Raw genomic sequence first — 16,397 nt, 5'->3', positions numbered from 1 at the left:
GCCGCCGCGGCGGGTTCGCCGTCGTCCGCGCCCACGTCGTCCAATTCCGCCGCGGACCCGACCGGCAAGCCCAGCCTGCCGCCGGGCGGCGGCCCCGCGGCCGACCCGTCCGCCGGGGGTGCGACCGGCATCGTCGACACCACCTCCACGTCGGGCTTCACCCTCACCACGGCGACGGGTGTGAAGGTGACCGTCGACAAGGCGTCCACCACGACGTACGAGAAGAAGTCCCACCGCGTCCCGGCGAGCGCCGTGAAGAAGGGCGGGAGCGTCCTCGTCCTCGGAACGGTCGACACCGCGACCATCGCGGCCACCCAGGTCATCGTCCAGCCCGGCGGCGACGGCGGGGCCGCGGCCGCCAAGGCGGCCGGGGTGCTCCCCTTCCAGCAGGGGACGCCGTCCCCGGCGAAGTCGGTCGGCAAGATCCCGGACTACACCGAGGGAGAGGGCACGATCGTCAGCGGTACGGTCGCCGACAAGGCGACGAAGGCCGCGCAGGCCGTCGTCCCCGGAGGCATCAACGACCGTGTGGTGAAGCTGAGCGGCGGCGAGTACGAGGTCCACAACATCAGCGTCAACTGGCCGCACCACGTCTTCGTGAACAAGGACTTCAAGGTCGTCGGCTGGGAGTGAGCGCGCGACAGAGCGCCGGTCCACTGACCGGCCCGGGTTGCCCCTGGCGGCGTGCCGCCGGGGGCAACCCCGCGTTCGTTACCCCGGCCCAGAGCCGCCGACCCAGAGCCGCCGCCCCAGAGCCGCCGGCCCAGACCCCGCCGGCTCAGAGCCGCTCGAAGCCCCGCACCCGCTCCCAGTCCGTCACCGCCGTCTCGAACGCCTCCAACTCCGTGCGCGCCGCCTGCGCGTAGTGCCCCACCACCGCCTCGCCGAAGATCTTCGCCGCGATCTCGCTGGTCTCCCAGCGCCGCAACGCCTCGCCCAGGGTGGCCGGAAGCCGTGGTACGGACGCGTCGCCGAGGGCGTTCGCCGTGTGCGGGGCGGGGAGTTCGAGCCGGTGCTCGATCCCGTACAGACCGGCGGCGACCGCCGCGGCCACGGCGAGGTACGGGTTCGCGTCGCCGCCCGGCACCCGGTGCTCGATCCGCAGCGAGGACCCGGCGCCCACCACCCGTATCGGACAGGTCCGGTTGTCTCGCCCCCAGGTGATGCCGGTCGGCGCGAACGAGCCGGGCCGCAGCCGCTTGTACGAGTTGACGTTCGGCGCCATCAGCAGGGTGAGGTCCGGCAGACAGGCGAGCTGTCCGGCGACGAAGTGCCGCATCAGCTCCGACATCCCCGTGCCATCGGCGGCGGTCGCGTCGGCGAGTACGGGCGTACCGTCCGTACCGCGCAACGACAGGTGCACATGGCAGGAGTTGCCCTCCCCCGCGTCGAACTTCGGCATGAACGTCAGCGCCACGCCCTCCTGCGCCGCGATCTGCTTGGCACCGTTCTTGAAGAAGACGTGGTTGTCGCAGGTCCTCATCGCCTCCGCGTACCGGAAGACGATCTCGTACTGGCCTGCGTGACACTCCCCGCGCGCGGTCTCCATCGCCAGCCCGGCCCGTCCCATCTCGCGCCGGATGCGGCGCACGACGGGCTCGATCTCCGACAGGCCCTGGAGCGCGTAGTCGACGTTGTACGACGTCCCGGTGGTCAGCCCCTCGTAGCGGCTCTCCCACGCGCTGCGGTACGAGCCGAGGAAGACGAGGAACTCAAGTTCCGTACCGGCGAGCGCCGTCAGGCCCCGTTCCGCCAGCCGGTCGAGCTGCGCGCGCAGGATACGGCGCGGCGCGACCTCGACGGGCGTGTGCGCCGCGCCCGGCCAGACCGGGTCGGCGAGAACCATCGCCGTACCGTCGTCCCACGGCAGCACGGTCCGCAGAGTGGCGGGGTCCGGGGCCAGGACGAAGTCACCGAAGCCGCTGCGCCAGGCGTCGATGGCGTAGCCGGCGCCGGTGTTCATCTCGACGTCGGACGCGAGGAGATAGACGCAGGCGCCGAAGCCGTGACGGGCGACCTCGTCGAGGAAGTACGGCGCGGAGAGCCGGCTGCCCTGAAGGCGGCCCTGGAGGTCGGGGACCGCGACGATGACTTCTTCGACCGAGCCCGCTGCCACGAGGGCGCGCAGCGCGTCATAAGGCCCGGCGGTATCCGTACCCGTACCCGTACCCGTACCTGTAGCCGTGGCCATGTCCCTGGCCATGTCCGGAGTTGTCATATCTGCTCCAAGTGGGTTGCGGAGGCGAGGGGGTTGGGCACGGACCCATGGACCACGTCGAAGCCCTCGTCGCGTTCGGCCCGGTCGTGGAAACCGCCGCCGAGCAACTGCTCGCGGTTGAGCGCCACGCGGTCGAAGGTCGGCGCGAACAGCCCGAACGAGTCGAACTGGTCGGCGAGTTCGGGGAAGCGGGCGTGGTACCGCTCTGTCTCGGCCCGTACCAGTCCCCAGAAGTCCCCCTCCGCCACACCGAGATGGTCCGCGACGAGCGGCGCGAAGAAGCGGAAGTGGCCGGCGAAGACGGCGCTGAGGAGCGAGTGGGCGAGTTCGTGCGCCGGCCAGCGCAACAGCACCCGGTCGGCACGCACGGACAGGCCCGCGTACTCAGGACGCGCGCCGGGAAGGAGGTTGACGTCCTCGGCGAAGTCCTTGACCGCGATGCCGATCGGGATGTCGTCGGCGTCGAAGAGGACCACGGTGTTCTCACCGTGCGGGCAGAAGGCGACGCCGTAGCGGTAGAGGTAGTGGAGGAGACCGGGCAGCAGCGCGCCGAAGAATCGTTCCAGCCAGGCACGCGGTTCGAGCCCCGAACGCGCGGCCAACTCCGCCGCCAGCGCCCGCCCGTCGGAACCGGTCTTCAGCAGGGCGGCCATCGTGCGCGCCTTCTCGCCCGGCCCGAGGAGCGCGGCGACGGGCTCGCGCCAGATGGCGCCGAGGAGTTCGTGGTAACGGTACGGGGCGTCCTCGACGGACTCGTACAGCGGATGCGCGACCGCGACGGCGGCGACCTCGCCGAGCGGATGGAAGCGCAACTCGTCGCTGAGGTACGGATCGCCGTCCCGCACCGCGCGCAGCCAGGCGCTCACATCGGGCGCCGCGTCGGTCGGCTCGGTCGAAAGCCCCCGCCACACAAGGGTGTTACGGATGAGGAGCGGCACTTTCACGTTACGGCGGTGCGGGTGGTCGAGGTTCGCGAGCGTACGTATGGACTGGAGCGGCCGGTAGCGGTCGTCGCTCTCCCCGAGCAACACGATGCGGCCTTCGGCGAGATACGGCGCGAAGAGCGTCGCGACTGCCTCGTCCCAGTGGAAGGGGTGCACCGGCAGCCAGACGAACTCGCCCTCGGCCAGGGCCGTTTCGGCACAGGACTGGGCGAGGACAGAAGAGAAACGTTCCCGCGTGGGTGCGTCCAGCTCCTCGGACAGCAACTGCTCGGCTCCGAGCCCGGGAACCCCGGAGTAGCTCGCGAGGCTGGTGTGTACGGCGGCCCAGAGCAGCCGTACCGCCTGCGCGGACTCCGGGGCGTAGGCGGCGGCGTCGGCGGCGGAGAAGCCGAGCCGGCCCTTGTTGAGCAGCATGCAGGGGTGGCCGTCCTGGTACGCCTCCAGGTCGAGGTGGTCGAGGTCGGCGAGGCGCGCGGCGGGCAGGGCGCGGGCGAGCGCCTCGGCGTCGGCGCGCCGGGTGGCGGTCAGTTCGCGCAGCACCTCGGCGGTGGTGGGGCCGTCCCAGCCGAGGACGGTACGGGCGTCGAGCAGCAGCCGCTCGGGACCGGCGGCCTCGGGCTCGGACTGCGCACCGACACCGACACCGGCCGCCCCGGCCCCGACCCCGACCCCGACATCCAAAGCGGGGTGGCGGCGCAGCGTGTCGGGCTCGACGCGCCAGGTGTCGAAGGTGCCCCGGGTGGCGCGGAAGGTCCAGTGGACACCGTCACCGAGGTCCAGCCGGTAGGCGCCGGGGCCGCCGTCGGCCACCGGGACGAGGAGTTCCTCGTACGCGAACTCCTCGACGGCCTTGACCAGCAGGCGCTTGCCCGCCCGGGCCCAGGCTTCGCGGGTGGGGTGGTTCATCGGCGGCTCTCCTCGGGGTACGCGGGGCGGTGGGGACGGGGGGACGGGACGGGCGGGGCCCGGCGCGGGGGCCGCCGCAGTCATGGGCGTACGACCACCGGAGCGGCATCGGACACGTCGAGCACGGTGACATCGCGGGGCGCGCCAACTGTGGGCGCCACACCCACGGTTCCCGCCACACCGGCCACCCCCGGCGCTCCGAACGTCGTCCACGCCGTACGGTCCGGCACCCGCAGCACCGTCCGTCCGGTGACCGCGTTCAGGATCGTCGCGGCGCGCCACGCGCCGAGCGTCAGATCCGGGGCGCTGACGCCGTGCGTGTGCAGTTCGGCGTTCTGTACGTACAGCGCGCCCGACACCCTGGGGTCGAGCGCGACGCGGTAGTCACCGTCGATCCGGTAGCGGCCCTGGTCGTCCCACTCGATCAGCTTCGCCATGGGTTCCAGGAAGGCGGGCCGCCCGGCCGCGTAGCCGGTGGCGGAGACGATCGCCGAGGTGCGGACCTCGAAGAGCCTGTCCTGCTCCGTGTGCCGGCAGGTCAGCACATACCCGGCCCTGGACCCACCGCCGTCGGTCTCACTCCCGTCGCCCCCGCCCCCGTCGCCCCCGTCGCCCCCGACCGCCTCGACCCCGACGATCGCGACGCCAGGATGGAGCGCGGCACGCGGCTCCGTACCGCCGATGGTCCGCTCGTACAGCTCGTCATGTATCTCGGCCAGCGTCTCCTCGCTCACCCCCTTGTAGAGCTGCCACTGCTCCCGCACGAGCCGCTCCCGCCGGTCCTCCGGCAGAGCGCGGAAGTAGCGGATGTAGTCCGGAGTGAAGTGCTCCAGGCCGATCTTGGAGTACTCCATGGGCGCGAAGGCGGGCGTACGGGCCAGCCAGCGGACGTAGGGCCCGCCCCCGCCGTTGCCGTCCTGATGGCGCAGGAGGTCGAGGGTGACCTCGGCGCCGGACTGTCCGGCGCCGATGACGGTGACGTCGTCGGTCGCCGCCAGCCGGGCCCGGTGGGTGCGGTAGTCGGCGCTGTGCAGCACGCGTCCCGCGTGGGCGGACGTGAGCAGAGGGCGCAGCGCCTCGGGTACGACGGGGAGGGTGCCGACGCCGAGCACGACGTGCCGGGCGAGCAGCCGCGACGGTGGTCCGCCGCCCGGGGGTCGCTCGGTGACGGCGAACGCCTCCGCGTGCTCGTCCCACTCCAACGCGGTGACCTGCGCGTCGAATCGGCACGAAGGGAGGTGTTCGGCGACCCAGCGGCAGTAGTGGTCGTACTCGCGGCGCGGGATGTGGAAGCGCTCGGAGAAGAAGAAGGGGAACATCCGGTCGTGTTCGCGCAGGTAATTCAGGTACGACCAGGGGCTGGTGGGGTCGGACATCGTCACCAGGTCGGCGAGGAAGGGGACTTGGAGGGTGGTGCCCTCCAGCAGCAGACCGGGGTGCCAGGAGAAGGCGGGCTTCGCGTCGAGGAAGAGGGCGCGCAGGCCCGGCACGCCGTCGGCGAGCGCCGCGAGAGACAGGTTGAACGGGCCGATGCCGACACCGAGGAGGTCGAGGACGCCGGATTCGGATTCGTCGGGCCGGGTGCGTTCGTGGTCGGTCACCGCTGTGCCTCCGCGAGGGGGTTGGGAAGGTCGATGTAGACGGACTGGGTCTGGACGTCGCCGACAAGCTCGTCGAGACCGTCCACACAGGTGAGGTAGTTCCCCTTGCAGCGCAGCACGGGTGCGTCGAGCAACAGGTCGAGCAGCCCCTTCGCACCGGGCTCGGTGACGCGCAGCAGTTCCAGCCTGGCGCGCAGGACGCGCAGCAGCTCGCCCTCGTCGGCGAGGCCGAGCGCGCCGAACGCGCCCACCAGACCGAGGAGGTTGTTGATGCCCAGGTAGTAGGCGACCCGCTCGTCCACGAACGCGTCGTCGAAGACCAGCTCAAGCCCCTCGGCGGCGCCGGGCAGCAGTCGTTCGACCTCGTCGGCGTACGAGGAGGCGACGTAGTAGCCCTGGCTGTCGCGGTACCACCCGGCCCGGGGCAGCCCGTCGGCGCCGAGCGCGACCAGGGTGTTCTGGTGGTGCGGCTCCAGGGCTATGCCGTACCAGGCCTGCAACCGGATCAGAGGGACGGCGAGCACATCGAGGTACGCGGCGAGCCAGCGTCCGGAGGCCTCGGCGGTCGAGATCCCGTACGCACGGGCGGTACGGGCCACGGCCTCGGACAGCAGGGCACGGTACCGGGGCGGGGAGCCGTCGCCGGGCCCGGTGCGCTCGGCGAGGAGCCCGGCGACGCAGAGCCCTTCGGAGAGGCCCGCAGTCGCCCCACGGAACGGGTTGTCACGGAAGGCGGTCTCCAACCCGCTCTCGGGTCCGCCGCCCGATCCACCGCCCGATCCGCCGGCCAACTCCTCGTCGCGGCCCACCGACACCCAGCCGAAGTCGCGCAGGATGGCGAACTCGGGATGCTCGGCGCGCAGCCGCCGCGCCGGTCCGGCGGCCAGCAGCCGGGCCGCGCGTACCCCGAGCCGCATCTCGGAACGGAGGTTGTTGCGGCGGGAGTTGGTGATCCGCATACCGAGAGACAGCTTCAGCATGAAGTCGGCGTCCGGCCGGTGCACGGTCCGTACGGACGAGGTCGGCCACCAGCGCGGGCCCCCCGGCCCGAGGTCCCGCAGCAGCCCGGAGTCGAGCAGCGCGGCGACGGCGGGACGGCCCACTATGTCGCGGGCCTGCCAGGGGTGCGCGGGCACGGCGACCATCCCGGCGGGCAGGTCCGCAGGGGCGCCGGCGGCGAGTTGGCGCAGCAGGTCACCGGGCGTACGGCCGTCGGCGCTCTCCCCGACCACCACATCGGGGTGCGCCGCGAACCAGTGGAGCTGGAAGGATCCGCGCAACTCCGGCGAGTACGCGTTCAGTTCGCGCTCCGAGGCCTCCTCGCGGCTCTTGGGCGCGGGATGGAACGGATGGCCGAGGAGCAGCGCCTGCTCGGCGTCGAGGAACGACGTACGCATGTCACCGCCACTGCCACCGGCACCGCCACCGCCACCGCCGCTACCGGAGCCGGATCCGAAGCCGTCGTCCCGCGCCTCAGCTCGCCGTCGCGTGAGGTGAGCCGTGATCCGGGCGGCGGAGTTGAGCACGCGGCTCACGGCGTCCCCGCCCGTGTGCGGCAGGACACCGCGCCCGAGGGTGGACTCGCGGATGAGCGCGGCGGCGACCAGCGGTGTGTCTGCGGGCAGGCTCCCGCCCCGGTCCGAGGTGACGAGACGGGCCGGGCCGAACCGGTGCCGGCCGGTGACCGAGTGGTACAGGACCCGGAGGCGCAGCGCCATATGACTGGCGGGCAGCGGCAGATGGAGCAGGCCGCCGGTGGCCGGCACGACGGTGCCGGTCTCGCGTACATAGGCGCGTACGAGCGTCTCCGTGGCGGCCGAGTCCCCGGCCCGCAGCGGGTCGGGGTGATCGAGCGGGTCGGGGTGATCGAGGGGATCGGTCGGCTGGTTCACCGGAGGTCGTCCTCCTCGGCGAGGCCCGCCGCAACCACGGCGAGCAGCAGGCGTTCGACGTCGGCGGGTGTGGTGTGCGGGTTGAGCAGGGTGAGCTTGAGGCGTACGCGGCCGGGGCCGTGACCCGGCAGCTCCGTACGGCCGACGACGGCGCGACCCTCACGCAGGAGGCGCCTGCGCAGCGAGGCGTTGACCGTGTCGATCCGCGCGGCGTCCGCCGGGAGGCGGGGCAGGTAGCGGAAGAGGAAGGCGGTCAGGACGGGTTCGCCGTGCAGTTCGAGTCGCGGATGGTCCCGCACCGCCCCCGCACCCGCCACGGCGATGTCGTGGCAGGCGTCGACGAGCCTGCCGAGTCCTTCCCTGCCGAGCGTCCGCAGCGTGACCGCGATCTTGAACGCGTCGGCGCGACGCGTCGTACGCAACGACAGGCCCAGCAGGCTCGGATATCCGGCTTCCTCGTCGTCCGCCGGGTTGAGGTAGGCGGCGCGGCGGTCGAGCGAGGCGTAGGTCTCCGCCCGTCTGACCAGGAAGATCCCGGCGGCGGCGGGCTGCCAGCCGAGTTTGTGCCAGTCCAGCGAGACGGAGTCGGCGAGCGCGAGGCCGTCGAGGAGCGGCGCGAGCCGGTCGGAGAGCAGGGCGCCGCCGCCGTAGGCCGCGTCCACATGCAGCCAGGCGCCGTGCGAAGCGGCGAGCGAGGCGCAGGCACGCAGCGGGTCGACCGCGCCGGTGTCGGTCGTCCCCGCGGTGGCGACGACGGCGACGGGCAGTTCACCGCGCCGGACGCTGTCGGCGAGCGCGTCGGCCAACGCGTCGGGCCGCATGCGGAGTTGCCGGTCGACGGCGACCGGCACCACGGCGTCCTCGCCGAGCCCGAGAAGGGCGGCGGCGCGCTGTACGGAGAAGTGCGCGACGGCCGAGGCGAAGATCCGGGGCCGCGCCGCCCCCACGGGGATGCCGACCATCTCGATCTGCCGCGAGGTGGCAGCGCCGAGAACGCGGTCGCGGGCCAGCATCAGGCCCATCACGTTGGACTCCGTACCGCCGGAGGTGAGGACACCGGCGGCGAGCAGCGGTTCGTACCCGACGAGTCCGGCCAACTCCTGGAGGAGCAGGGTCTCCAGAGCGGTCGCCGCAGGCGCCTGGTCCCAGGAGTCCTGGGAGGGGTTGAGCGCGGAGACGGCCAGATCGGCCGCGACCGCGACGGCGAGCGGCGGGCAGTGCAGATGCGCGGCGCAGGCCGGATCGGCGGGGTCGGCCGAGCCGTGCGCGAGGAGTTCGGTGAGCTGGCGCAGCGCGGCGACTCCTCCGACGGTCCCGGGCGGCCCGAACCCGGAGGCGACGGCCGCCGCGATCGCGTCCGGCTCACCGGCGGGAATCGGCCCACCGCGCCGGCGCGCGCCCTCGGAGAGCGCGGACAGTACGGAGTCCACGAGCGAAGCGAGCGCGTCGGGGCCGCCGACACCACCGGACAACGCCGCGTCCACGGGCCCACCCCCCAGAGCGTCCTGCCCGAGGGACCGACCGGAAACACCCGGATCGACCGGCTCGACCGAATCGACCGGACTCGCCCGCTCACTCGTGCGGGCCGAGAAGGCCGCATCGACCGGGCCACGAGGGCTCCCCACCTCAGCCCGACCGACCGGCACCGCCGTCACGGGCGCCCCCGTCACTGACGGGCTCGTCACCGCCCCGTTCGTCGTCGTCATGCCGGCCGCCCCGAAGCCTGCGCCGAGACCTCGGTCAGCGCGTCCGACAGGCGCTCCAGGACCGCTTCCGTCTCCTCGTCCGTGATCACCAGCGGCGGCAGCAGCCGTACGGTCGAGCCGAAGCGCCCGCCCAGCTCCACGATCAGGCCGCGCGCCAGGCACGCGGCCCGCACGCGGTCCGCCAGGTCCGGGGCCGCCGGGCGGGAGCCGCAGGCGTCCGGTTCGGCTTCCGGGTCGACCAGTTCCACACCGATCATCAGACCGCGTCCCCGCACATCGCCGATCATCGGGAGCCGGCCGCGCAACCCCTCCAACCGGGCCGTCATCCGCGCCCCGACGACCGCCGCCCGCTCGACAAGGCCCTCCCGCGCCACGTACCGCAGCGTCGCAGCGCCCGCCGCCATCGCCAGGGTGTTACCCCGGAACGTGCCGGTGTGCGCGCCGGGGAGCCACCCGTCGTACGACTCGTCGTACACGATCACCGCCAGCGGCAGGCCGCCCCCGATCGCCTTCGACATCACCATGACGTCCGGCACGATCCCGCTGTGCTCGACCGCCCAGAACGCGCCCGTCCGCCCCACCCCCGTCTGCACCTCGTCCACGATCAGCGGGATCTCCCGCTCGCTCGTGATCCGCCGCATCGCGCGCAGCCAGCCGTCCGGCGCCGCCACGACGCCGCCCTCGCCCTGCACGACCTCCAGGATCATCGCCGCCGGTCGTACCACGCCTCCCGACGGATCGTCGACGAGCCGCTGTACGTACGTCGCCGACAGATCGGCGCCCCGCTCGCCGCCGATCCCGAACGGGCAGCGGTACGCGTACGGATACGGCAGCCGCGTCACCTCGCCCGCGCCGCCGCCTGCGACCCGTTCTTTCGCGGCGACGTTCCCCGTAGCGGCCAGCGCACCCGCCGTCATGCCGTGGTACGCACCCGTGAACGCGAGAAGACCGCGCCGCCCCGTCGCGGTCTGCGTCAGCTTGAGCGCCGCCTCGACCGCGTCCGTACCGGCGGGACCGCAGAAGTGGATCCGGGCCCGGTCGGCGAAGGCCGGCGGCAGCGTCGCGAAGAGCGCGTCGGTGAAGTCGTCCTTCTCCGGGGTCGCCAGGTCGAGTACGTGCAGCGGCGCGCCGCTGTCCAGCGTGCGGCGTACGGCTTCGAGCGCCACCGGGTGGTTGTGGCCGAGAGCCAGCGTGCCCGCGCCCGACAGGCAGTCCAGGTAGCGGCGGCCGTCGGTGCCCTCGATCGTCATGCCCTCGGCGCTGGCCGGAACGATCGGGAACGAACGGGCGTACGTACGCGCCGAGGACTCCCTCGCGCGCTGCCGCCGCAGAATCCCCTCGGCGGAAGCGGAGCCGGAGGCAGCGATGGGGGCGGAGGCGGGAGCGAGCAGGTCGACAGTGGGAACGGTCATGAAACAGCTCCGAAGTGCGGTGAGAGGTGCGGGGGAAAGGCCAGAACCGAGGCCAGAACCGAGGTCGGAGCCCAGATCGGAACCCGGATCAGGGCCCCGGACCGGAGCCCGGACCAGGGCCCGGACCGGAGCCCACGTCAGGGTCCTTACCGCGCCCCGGAGCGGACACCGGGTCAGGGCCCAGGTCGGAGCCCGGTCAGAGCATGTGGCGCTCGGCGACCGGATGGCCCAGGAAGTCATGCATCGCGAACTCCCATCCGTAGGAGCCCGCATACGGGAAAACGACCAGGTCGCCCGCGCGTATACGGCCGATCAGGACATCGCGCAGCAAAGTGTCCTCAGGAGTGCACAGTTCACCCACGACGGTGACGCGCGCGTTCTCGGCCAGAGGCCTCGGACAGTCCTCGGCCCAGCGCTCGACGGGCAGGACGGCCGCGTTGTGGACGATGTCCCAAGACGTCGGTATCTGGAAGTGGTTGATGCCGCCGCGCAGCACGGCGAACCACTCGCCGTACGAGGACTTCAGGTCGGTGACCTCCGCCGCGTACCACCCGCAGTCGGCGACGACGAACCGCCCGGGCTCCAGCACGACCTTCACCCCTGCCGGTGGCCGGATCTCGGCCGCCAACTCGCCGAACCGCACCACGTCGAAGGGCTCCTCACCCTCGAACGGGACCCCGATACCGCCGCCGATGTCCACATGGCGCAGGTCGATGCCCGCCTCTCGGGCCGTCGTCACGCTCCACTCCACGCACCACCTCAGGTACGCCGCGTGCAGCACGGCGTCGAGGTTGCCGGAGGCCGCGTGGATGTGGAAGCCGATGAGATCGAGGCCCGGCAACGTCCGCGCCACCTTGAGCACTTCGGGTACGTCCGGCTCGGCGACCCCGAACTGCGAGGCGGAGCCGCCCATCACGAGCGAGCCGCTGAACGGCAGACCGGCCGGGTTGACGCGGAGCGCCACGCGCGCGGTGACGCCCTCGGCGACGGCGATCCGGCTCACGCGGTGCAGTTCGAGCAGACTCTCGGCGTTGATCGCCTCAACGCCCGCCCGTACGAGGGCCGTCAGCACGGGAACGGACTTGGCGGGCCCCGCAGCGACCACCGGCGCCCGTACCGGTACCGGTACGGGCGCGGGCACGGATACGGGCACCGCCCCCGCCCCGTACTCCCCCGCGCCCAAGGCCAGTTCGAGCTCCGCCACGGAGGCGACCTCGAAACCGTCGACGTACGGCGCCAGCGCCCGCACGATCGGCGGGTACGAGTTGGCCTTGACGGCGTAATACACGGCGGCCCAGTCCGGCAGCGCGGTCCGCAGTTCGCGGACCCGGCCGACGGCGACGGCGCTGTCGTACACGTACGCCGACACCGGCTCGTCCCCCTCCGCCAGTTCCAGCAGCCGGTGGCGGACCTGAGCGGGCAGTACGTCGACGGGGTACGCCGCACGGGGCGCTGCGGAGGGCGGGAACTGTACGGACATGGCTCGGCTCTACCTCAATTGGGTCCGTGGTCGTCAGCGGTCGTCAGCGATCGTCGGACCGACCGCCTCGACAGAGTCGGCCATCGACTTAGGTGAGGCTAACCTAATGGTTCACCATAAGGATGCCAAGCACACCCGAATGGACGCAGATCAATTCCGGACAACGGCGGAATTACTCCCGCTGAGCAGAAATCCCGAACCCGTGATCTCCACAACTCTCACCACCACGGCCGGCGGGTGGTGCAGGTGCAGGGATCCTCCCACCACCGCCAGGTTCAGGGAGGCCTCAAGGAAGACGTTGAGGCCGCTGCAATCACAGAACGTCAGCGGAGTGAGATCGATGTCGATGGCCAGGACACCGTCGTGCAGACATCCGGCCAATACTTCGCGTACGAGCGGAGCGGTGGCCAGATCGAGCGCGCCCGCCAGAGTGATCAGCGCGCGAGGGCCTTGGTCATGACGGAAAACAGTCAACTGTGGAAGTGGCATGTCGCCTCGGACTGCGGTCGCTGCGCGGGGACGTGCTGGGAGATGAGGTGCCTGCGAGAAATCAGGCGCGCAAGACGCTGGGTCCGGGAGCCGTGCGTACAGAGTCGGAAGATCGAAAGGAGGCCGATTCCGGGACGACGCCGGTGCCACTACCGGTGTACGAAGGGCCCTCGGTTGACGCGAGTTCGGATGGCGCGAGTTCGGACAGCACGGTGGAGATGGCGCGGGTTGGGGCGCCGGTACTCCGACCCACAGTACCGCCGACCGCTGCCCCTCAACGGGCCGTGCGACTGATCGTCTGCTCACACGGGCGCGCGGAGGCCGGGGCGGCACGGGTACGGGCACGACACAGCGAGGGCGCGGGCACCGAGGCCGAAGATCACCGGCCCGTCCGCCCGCCCCCGATGCCCGACCGCCCACCTACCCGCCGACGGCCCGGCTCCAGATCTCGGACGCCGTCCCCGCCCCCACCGTGGGGATGTGCGCGACCGGTGCGCTCAGCGCGCCCAGTCTCGTCCAGCCCCAGGACCTGAGAGCCCCGACGGCAGCTTCGTTCGCCGGGTCGACCCGTACGGTCACCAGCGCCGCGTCCGTCCGTATGAGCAACTGCTCGACCAGGCGCGTGGCGACCCCGCTCCGCCGGAACTCCGGCAGCACCATCAGCTCGGCGAGCGCGAAGACCTGCCCCGATACGGTCAGTTCCTCCACGTCCCACGGCACGTCCTGGCGCAGGCCGCGCCACCACTCGCCGTCGCGGTCGAGGAGAAATCCGTACGCGTACGCGGAGGGCCCCCCGCCCGCCTCGCCGCCCACCACCATGTCGAACCCCGGCCGCTGGACGTCCTCGGCGAAGGTCTCCAGAAACGCCTCGCGGTCCTTGAACTCCTCGCCCTGCACGCGGCGGTACGCCTCCACGTACACATCCGCCGCGTCTTCGCGCTGCTGCTCCGCCTGCCAACGGCTCAGACGCCGAATGAACACCTCTGCCACGTGCCCTCCCCGCGCGATATACGTCTGACTCCATCGTTGCAGGCCGGAGATGTCCCGGGAACAGCAAACAGGGGTTTATGTAAAACCGGGCGCGCCAATTCCCCCGTAACTCCGCTCCCCAGCCCGCCCGGACGACTCCCGCCCCACCGCGACCACCAGCCCCACCCGTATCAGCGCAGACACCCCGGGGATGGCCACTCACCCGGCCGCTCACCCCGCCACGCGGCCAAAGGTATTGATACGGTAAAGACCACCCTCCCCGCCGGAACCCTGGCGCCGCGACCACGCTCGACCCCGGAGGCTGACCGTGCACGAGTCGACCGCCCTGCTGATCGAGCTGGGTTCGCTGATCCTCGGGCTCGGCCTGATCGGCCGGATCGCCGGGCGCATCGGACTCTCGCCGATCCCCCTCTACCTGCTCGCCGGGCTCGCTTTCGGCCACGGCGGGCTGCTGCCGCTGAGCGCGAGCGAGGACTTCACCGCCGTCGGGGCCGAGATCGGGGTGATCCTGCTCCTGCTGCTCCTCGGGCTCGAATACCGCGCGTCCGAACTGGTCTCCAGCCTCAAGACCCAGTACCCCTCGGGCATCGTCGACTTCCTGCTCAACGCGACCCCGGGCGCCGCAGCCGCGCTGCTCCTCGGCTGGGGCCCGGTCGCCGCCGTCGCGCTGGCGGGCGTCACCTGGGTCTCGTCGTCCGGGGTGATCGCCAAGGTCCTGACCGACCTGGGCAGGCTCGGCAACCGCGAGACCCCCGTGATCCTCGGCGTCCTCGTCATCGAGGACCTCTCGATGGCCGTCTACCTGCCGGTGCTCACCGCGCTGCTCGCGGGCGTCGGTCTTGCCGGCGGCAGCGTCACCCTGCTGATCTCCCTCGCCACCGCCGGAGTCGTCCTCTACCTGGCGCTGCGCCACGGCCGTCTCATCAGCCGCGCCGTCTCGTCCGACAACCCCGAGATGCTGCTGCTCGTCGTCCTCGGGCTGACCCTGCTGGTCGCGGGGCTCGCACAGGAACTCCAGGTGTCGGCGGCCGTGGGCGCGTTCCTCGTCGGGATCGCACTCTCGGGCGAGGTCGCCGAGGGCGCGCGCAGACTGCTCACGCCCCTGCGCGACCTGTTCGCCGCTGTCTTCTTCGTCTTCTTCGGGCTGTCGACGAACCCGGCCGACATCCCGCCCGTACTGCTCCCTGCCCTGCTGCTCGCACTGGTGACGGCCGCGACCAAGATCTTCACCGGCTGGTACGCGGCCCGCCGGGCCGACATCGGCCCGCGCGGACGGCTGCGCGCCGGAGGGGCGCTGGTGGCGCGCGGCGAGTTCTCGATCGTGATAGCGGGCCTGGCGGTCGTCACCGAGCCACGGATCGGGCCCATCGCGACGGCGTACGTCCTGATCATGGTGGTGATCGGCCCGTTCGCCGCCCGCTGGACGGAACCGGGCGTCCGCCGCCTGCGCCACCTGCTCAGCGGCATCCAGATACGGATCCCCCGACGCTCATCACCACCCAGCCCCGCGCCACCGGGCCACGAGGAGATCACACCGGCGGCGGACCACCACTGACCGGCCCGCCCCGCTCCGCTCCGGCCCGCTACTTGTGGGCGTGCTGCCCCACGTAGAAGAGAAGCCAGACGAACCCGGCGAAGAGGTGGGTCGCGGCGATGTAGATGAAGACGCGGATCATCACCCCGCGCTCCTTCCAGCTCTCGCTTTCACTCACCACTGACCTCCAGGCCACCCAGCCGACCGCGAACCCGACCCCGTCCCCGGATGTCCGCCTCGTCCCACCGTACGGTGCGCGGCAGCGGCGCGGCGGATCCGGTCGGCCGGCCCCGAATTCAAGAGGCCGCGACTGCTGCCCGGAAACGCCTCTCAGTCACGATCCCGGATATCGGCCAAGCCCTTGTGACGCAAGGCATGCAGCGCGCCGATGGCCCGCAGTTGGCGCTTCTCGTATTCCGTTCCCTCGCGTACCGAGGACCAACGGCTCTGCCAGCTAAGGCCCGTAGGACGCGAAAGATTGACGAGCGGCCCAATGAATTCGTCCACCACACCGACCATGTCGAAATGGGCGTCGTAGACGACCATGCCGACACTCAGTCCGGGTGGCGAGAACGCCCGCTTTCGCGTGGGAGCCGTTATTGATCCAGATGGCGACTGCGGCCGAGCACTCACCCTTCCGCCCCTTCGCCCCTGGCCCTGCTCTGCTTGTTCCGCTCGGCCAGCCGCGCACGGAGCCCATCGGCGGCGCTTCCGCCGTCCGGCGCGGGTGACGCGTAATCGGGGCACACCGCCCGACCGCACTGGCACGCGGGCCAGTGGAGCGCGGAGCCCCCGATGACGTCGCCGATGTCCTCGGTGGCCCCGGTGGCCTGGGAGTCCGGGCCGGGGAACGCCCCGTCCGCCTCCGAGTCCCGCGCCGCTCCGGACATGAACTGCCTTGCCTCGCTGCCGTCTTCTTCTGTCATTCCGCCCATCGCCTCAGTCCCTGGAGCACGCGCTCCAGCAGGTCGTGTGTTACCGGGTCGTACAGCGCGGTAACGGATGCACGGGGTGAGGTCAGGCACGAGTAACCCCAGCCGTGGACGGTTGCCTGATGTCGGGCCGTGGGGTCCGGCATTTCGGAGTCGCGTTCACACATGGAGGGGGTTGCACCTTCCGTCATCGCGTCATTACCGTCTGTGCAACAAGGGTCGGCATTTCCGCTTACGATCGGAAGTAGTTGGTCTCCCAACAGACCCAATGGGAAGAGGGGTTGGCTGTACTC

The 16,397-nt window shown here is 71.7% G+C and carries 14 protein-coding genes; 2 read left to right on the top strand and 12 right to left on the bottom strand.

Annotated elements, in window-relative coordinates; genetic code table 11:
* A partial coding sequence (locus QR77_RS20635; protein WP_040023512.1) for a hypothetical protein occupies positions 1–633 on the top strand: 633 nt, incomplete at its 5' end.
* Between the two features lie 145 nt (positions 634–778).
* Here QR77_RS20635 and QR77_RS20630 read toward each other — a convergent pair.
* From QR77_RS20630 to QR77_RS20590, 9 genes are all read right to left on the bottom strand, one after another.
* Positions 779–2,191, bottom strand: coding sequence for a glutamine synthetase family protein (locus QR77_RS20630; RefSeq protein WP_040028348.1), 1,413 nt, complete (start codon positions 2,189–2,191; stop codon positions 779–781).
* Positions 2,192–2,214: 23 nt separating this feature from the next.
* Complete coding sequence (locus tag QR77_RS20625; protein WP_040023511.1) at positions 2,215–4,068, bottom strand: IucA/IucC family protein; 1,854 nt, start codon at positions 4,066–4,068, stop codon at positions 2,215–2,217.
* An 80-nt stretch (positions 4,069–4,148) separates the two neighbouring features.
* The gene (locus tag QR77_RS20620; protein ID WP_063798055.1) at positions 4,149–5,669 is read right to left on the bottom strand and encodes a SidA/IucD/PvdA family monooxygenase; all 1,521 of its coding nucleotides are present in this window, start codon (positions 5,667–5,669) and stop codon (positions 4,149–4,151) included.
* Positions 5,666–7,561 carry an IucA/IucC family protein gene (locus tag QR77_RS20615; RefSeq protein WP_052488928.1) on the bottom strand — a complete coding sequence of 632 codons (1,896 nt, stop codon included), beginning with the start codon at positions 7,559–7,561 and terminating at the stop codon, positions 5,666–5,668. The genes QR77_RS20620 and QR77_RS20615 overlap by 4 nt, the downstream gene beginning before the upstream one ends.
* Positions 7,558–9,045 (bottom strand): pyridoxal-dependent decarboxylase, encoded by a 1,488-nt coding sequence (locus tag QR77_RS20610; protein ID WP_040023510.1) that lies wholly within the window; start codon positions 9,043–9,045, stop codon positions 7,558–7,560. Before QR77_RS20610 ends, QR77_RS20615 begins: the two co-directional genes overlap by 4 nt.
* Positions 9,046–9,263: 218 nt before the next feature.
* Entirely contained in the window at positions 9,264–10,679 is a 1,416-nt protein-coding gene (locus QR77_RS20605; protein ID WP_078876943.1) for a diaminobutyrate--2-oxoglutarate transaminase, read from the bottom strand.
* Positions 10,680–10,875: 196 nt separating this feature from the next.
* Positions 10,876–12,159 carry an alanine racemase gene (locus QR77_RS20600; RefSeq protein WP_040023509.1) on the bottom strand — a complete coding sequence of 428 codons (1,284 nt, stop codon included), beginning with the start codon at positions 12,157–12,159 and terminating at the stop codon, positions 10,876–10,878.
* Between the two features lie 150 nt (positions 12,160–12,309).
* Positions 12,310–12,633 (bottom strand): STAS domain-containing protein, encoded by a 324-nt coding sequence (locus QR77_RS20595; protein WP_236710747.1) that lies wholly within the window; start codon positions 12,631–12,633, stop codon positions 12,310–12,312.
* A gap of 435 nt (positions 12,634–13,068) precedes the next feature.
* Positions 13,069–13,638 carry a GNAT family N-acetyltransferase gene (locus tag QR77_RS20590; protein WP_052488927.1) on the bottom strand — a complete coding sequence of 190 codons (570 nt, stop codon included), beginning with the start codon at positions 13,636–13,638 and terminating at the stop codon, positions 13,069–13,071.
* Positions 13,639–13,945: 307 nt separating this feature from the next.
* Between QR77_RS20590 and QR77_RS20585 the strand changes: the two genes are divergently transcribed.
* The gene (locus QR77_RS20585) at positions 13,946–15,193 is read left to right on the top strand and encodes a cation:proton antiporter (protein ID WP_040023507.1); all 1,248 of its coding nucleotides are present in this window, start codon (positions 13,946–13,948) and stop codon (positions 15,191–15,193) included.
* 28 nt (positions 15,194–15,221) lie between these two features.
* Here QR77_RS20585 and QR77_RS48870 read toward each other — a convergent pair whose 3' ends face one another.
* From QR77_RS48870 to QR77_RS20575, 3 genes are all read right to left on the bottom strand, one after another.
* Entirely contained in the window at positions 15,222–15,350 is a 129-nt protein-coding gene (locus QR77_RS48870; protein ID WP_236710746.1) for a DUF6126 family protein, read from the bottom strand.
* Between the two features lie 152 nt (positions 15,351–15,502).
* On the bottom strand, positions 15,503–15,718 hold the full coding sequence (locus QR77_RS20580) for a hypothetical protein (protein WP_040023506.1): 216 nt from the start codon (positions 15,716–15,718) through the stop codon (positions 15,503–15,505).
* A gap of 83 nt (positions 15,719–15,801) precedes the next feature.
* The gene (locus QR77_RS20575) at positions 15,802–16,098 is read right to left on the bottom strand and encodes a hypothetical protein (protein WP_040023505.1); all 297 of its coding nucleotides are present in this window, start codon (positions 16,096–16,098) and stop codon (positions 15,802–15,804) included.
* Positions 16,099–16,397: the final 299 nt, after the last annotated feature.

The sequence above is a fragment of the Streptomyces sp. 150FB genome, assembly GCF_000818195.1.
Classification (GTDB): Bacteria; Actinomycetota; Actinomycetes; order Streptomycetales; family Streptomycetaceae; genus Streptomyces.
Note: the sequence above shows the minus strand (reverse complement) of the source record. Positions and strands in the feature narration are given on the sequence as shown.

Excerpts from the sequence above, each read along its gene's own strand:
- QR77_RS20575 (WP_040023505.1), bottom strand. The coding sequence starts at position 16,098 with ATGACAGAAGAAGACGGCAGCGAGGCAAGGCAGTTCATGTCCGGAGCG.
- QR77_RS20630 (WP_040028348.1), bottom strand. The coding sequence starts at position 2,191 with ATGGCCACGGCTACAGGTACGGGTACGGGTACGGGTACGGATACCGCC.
- QR77_RS20580 (WP_040023506.1), bottom strand. The coding sequence starts at position 15,718 with ATGGTCGTCTACGACGCCCATTTCGACATGGTCGGTGTGGTGGACGAA.
- QR77_RS20605 (WP_078876943.1), bottom strand. The coding sequence starts at position 10,679 with ATGACCGTTCCCACTGTCGACCTGCTCGCTCCCGCCTCCGCCCCCATC.
- QR77_RS20600 (WP_040023509.1), bottom strand. The coding sequence starts at position 12,159 with ATGTCCGTACAGTTCCCGCCCTCCGCAGCGCCCCGTGCGGCGTACCCC.
- QR77_RS20625 (WP_040023511.1), bottom strand. The coding sequence starts at position 4,068 with ATGAACCACCCCACCCGCGAAGCCTGGGCCCGGGCGGGCAAGCGCCTG.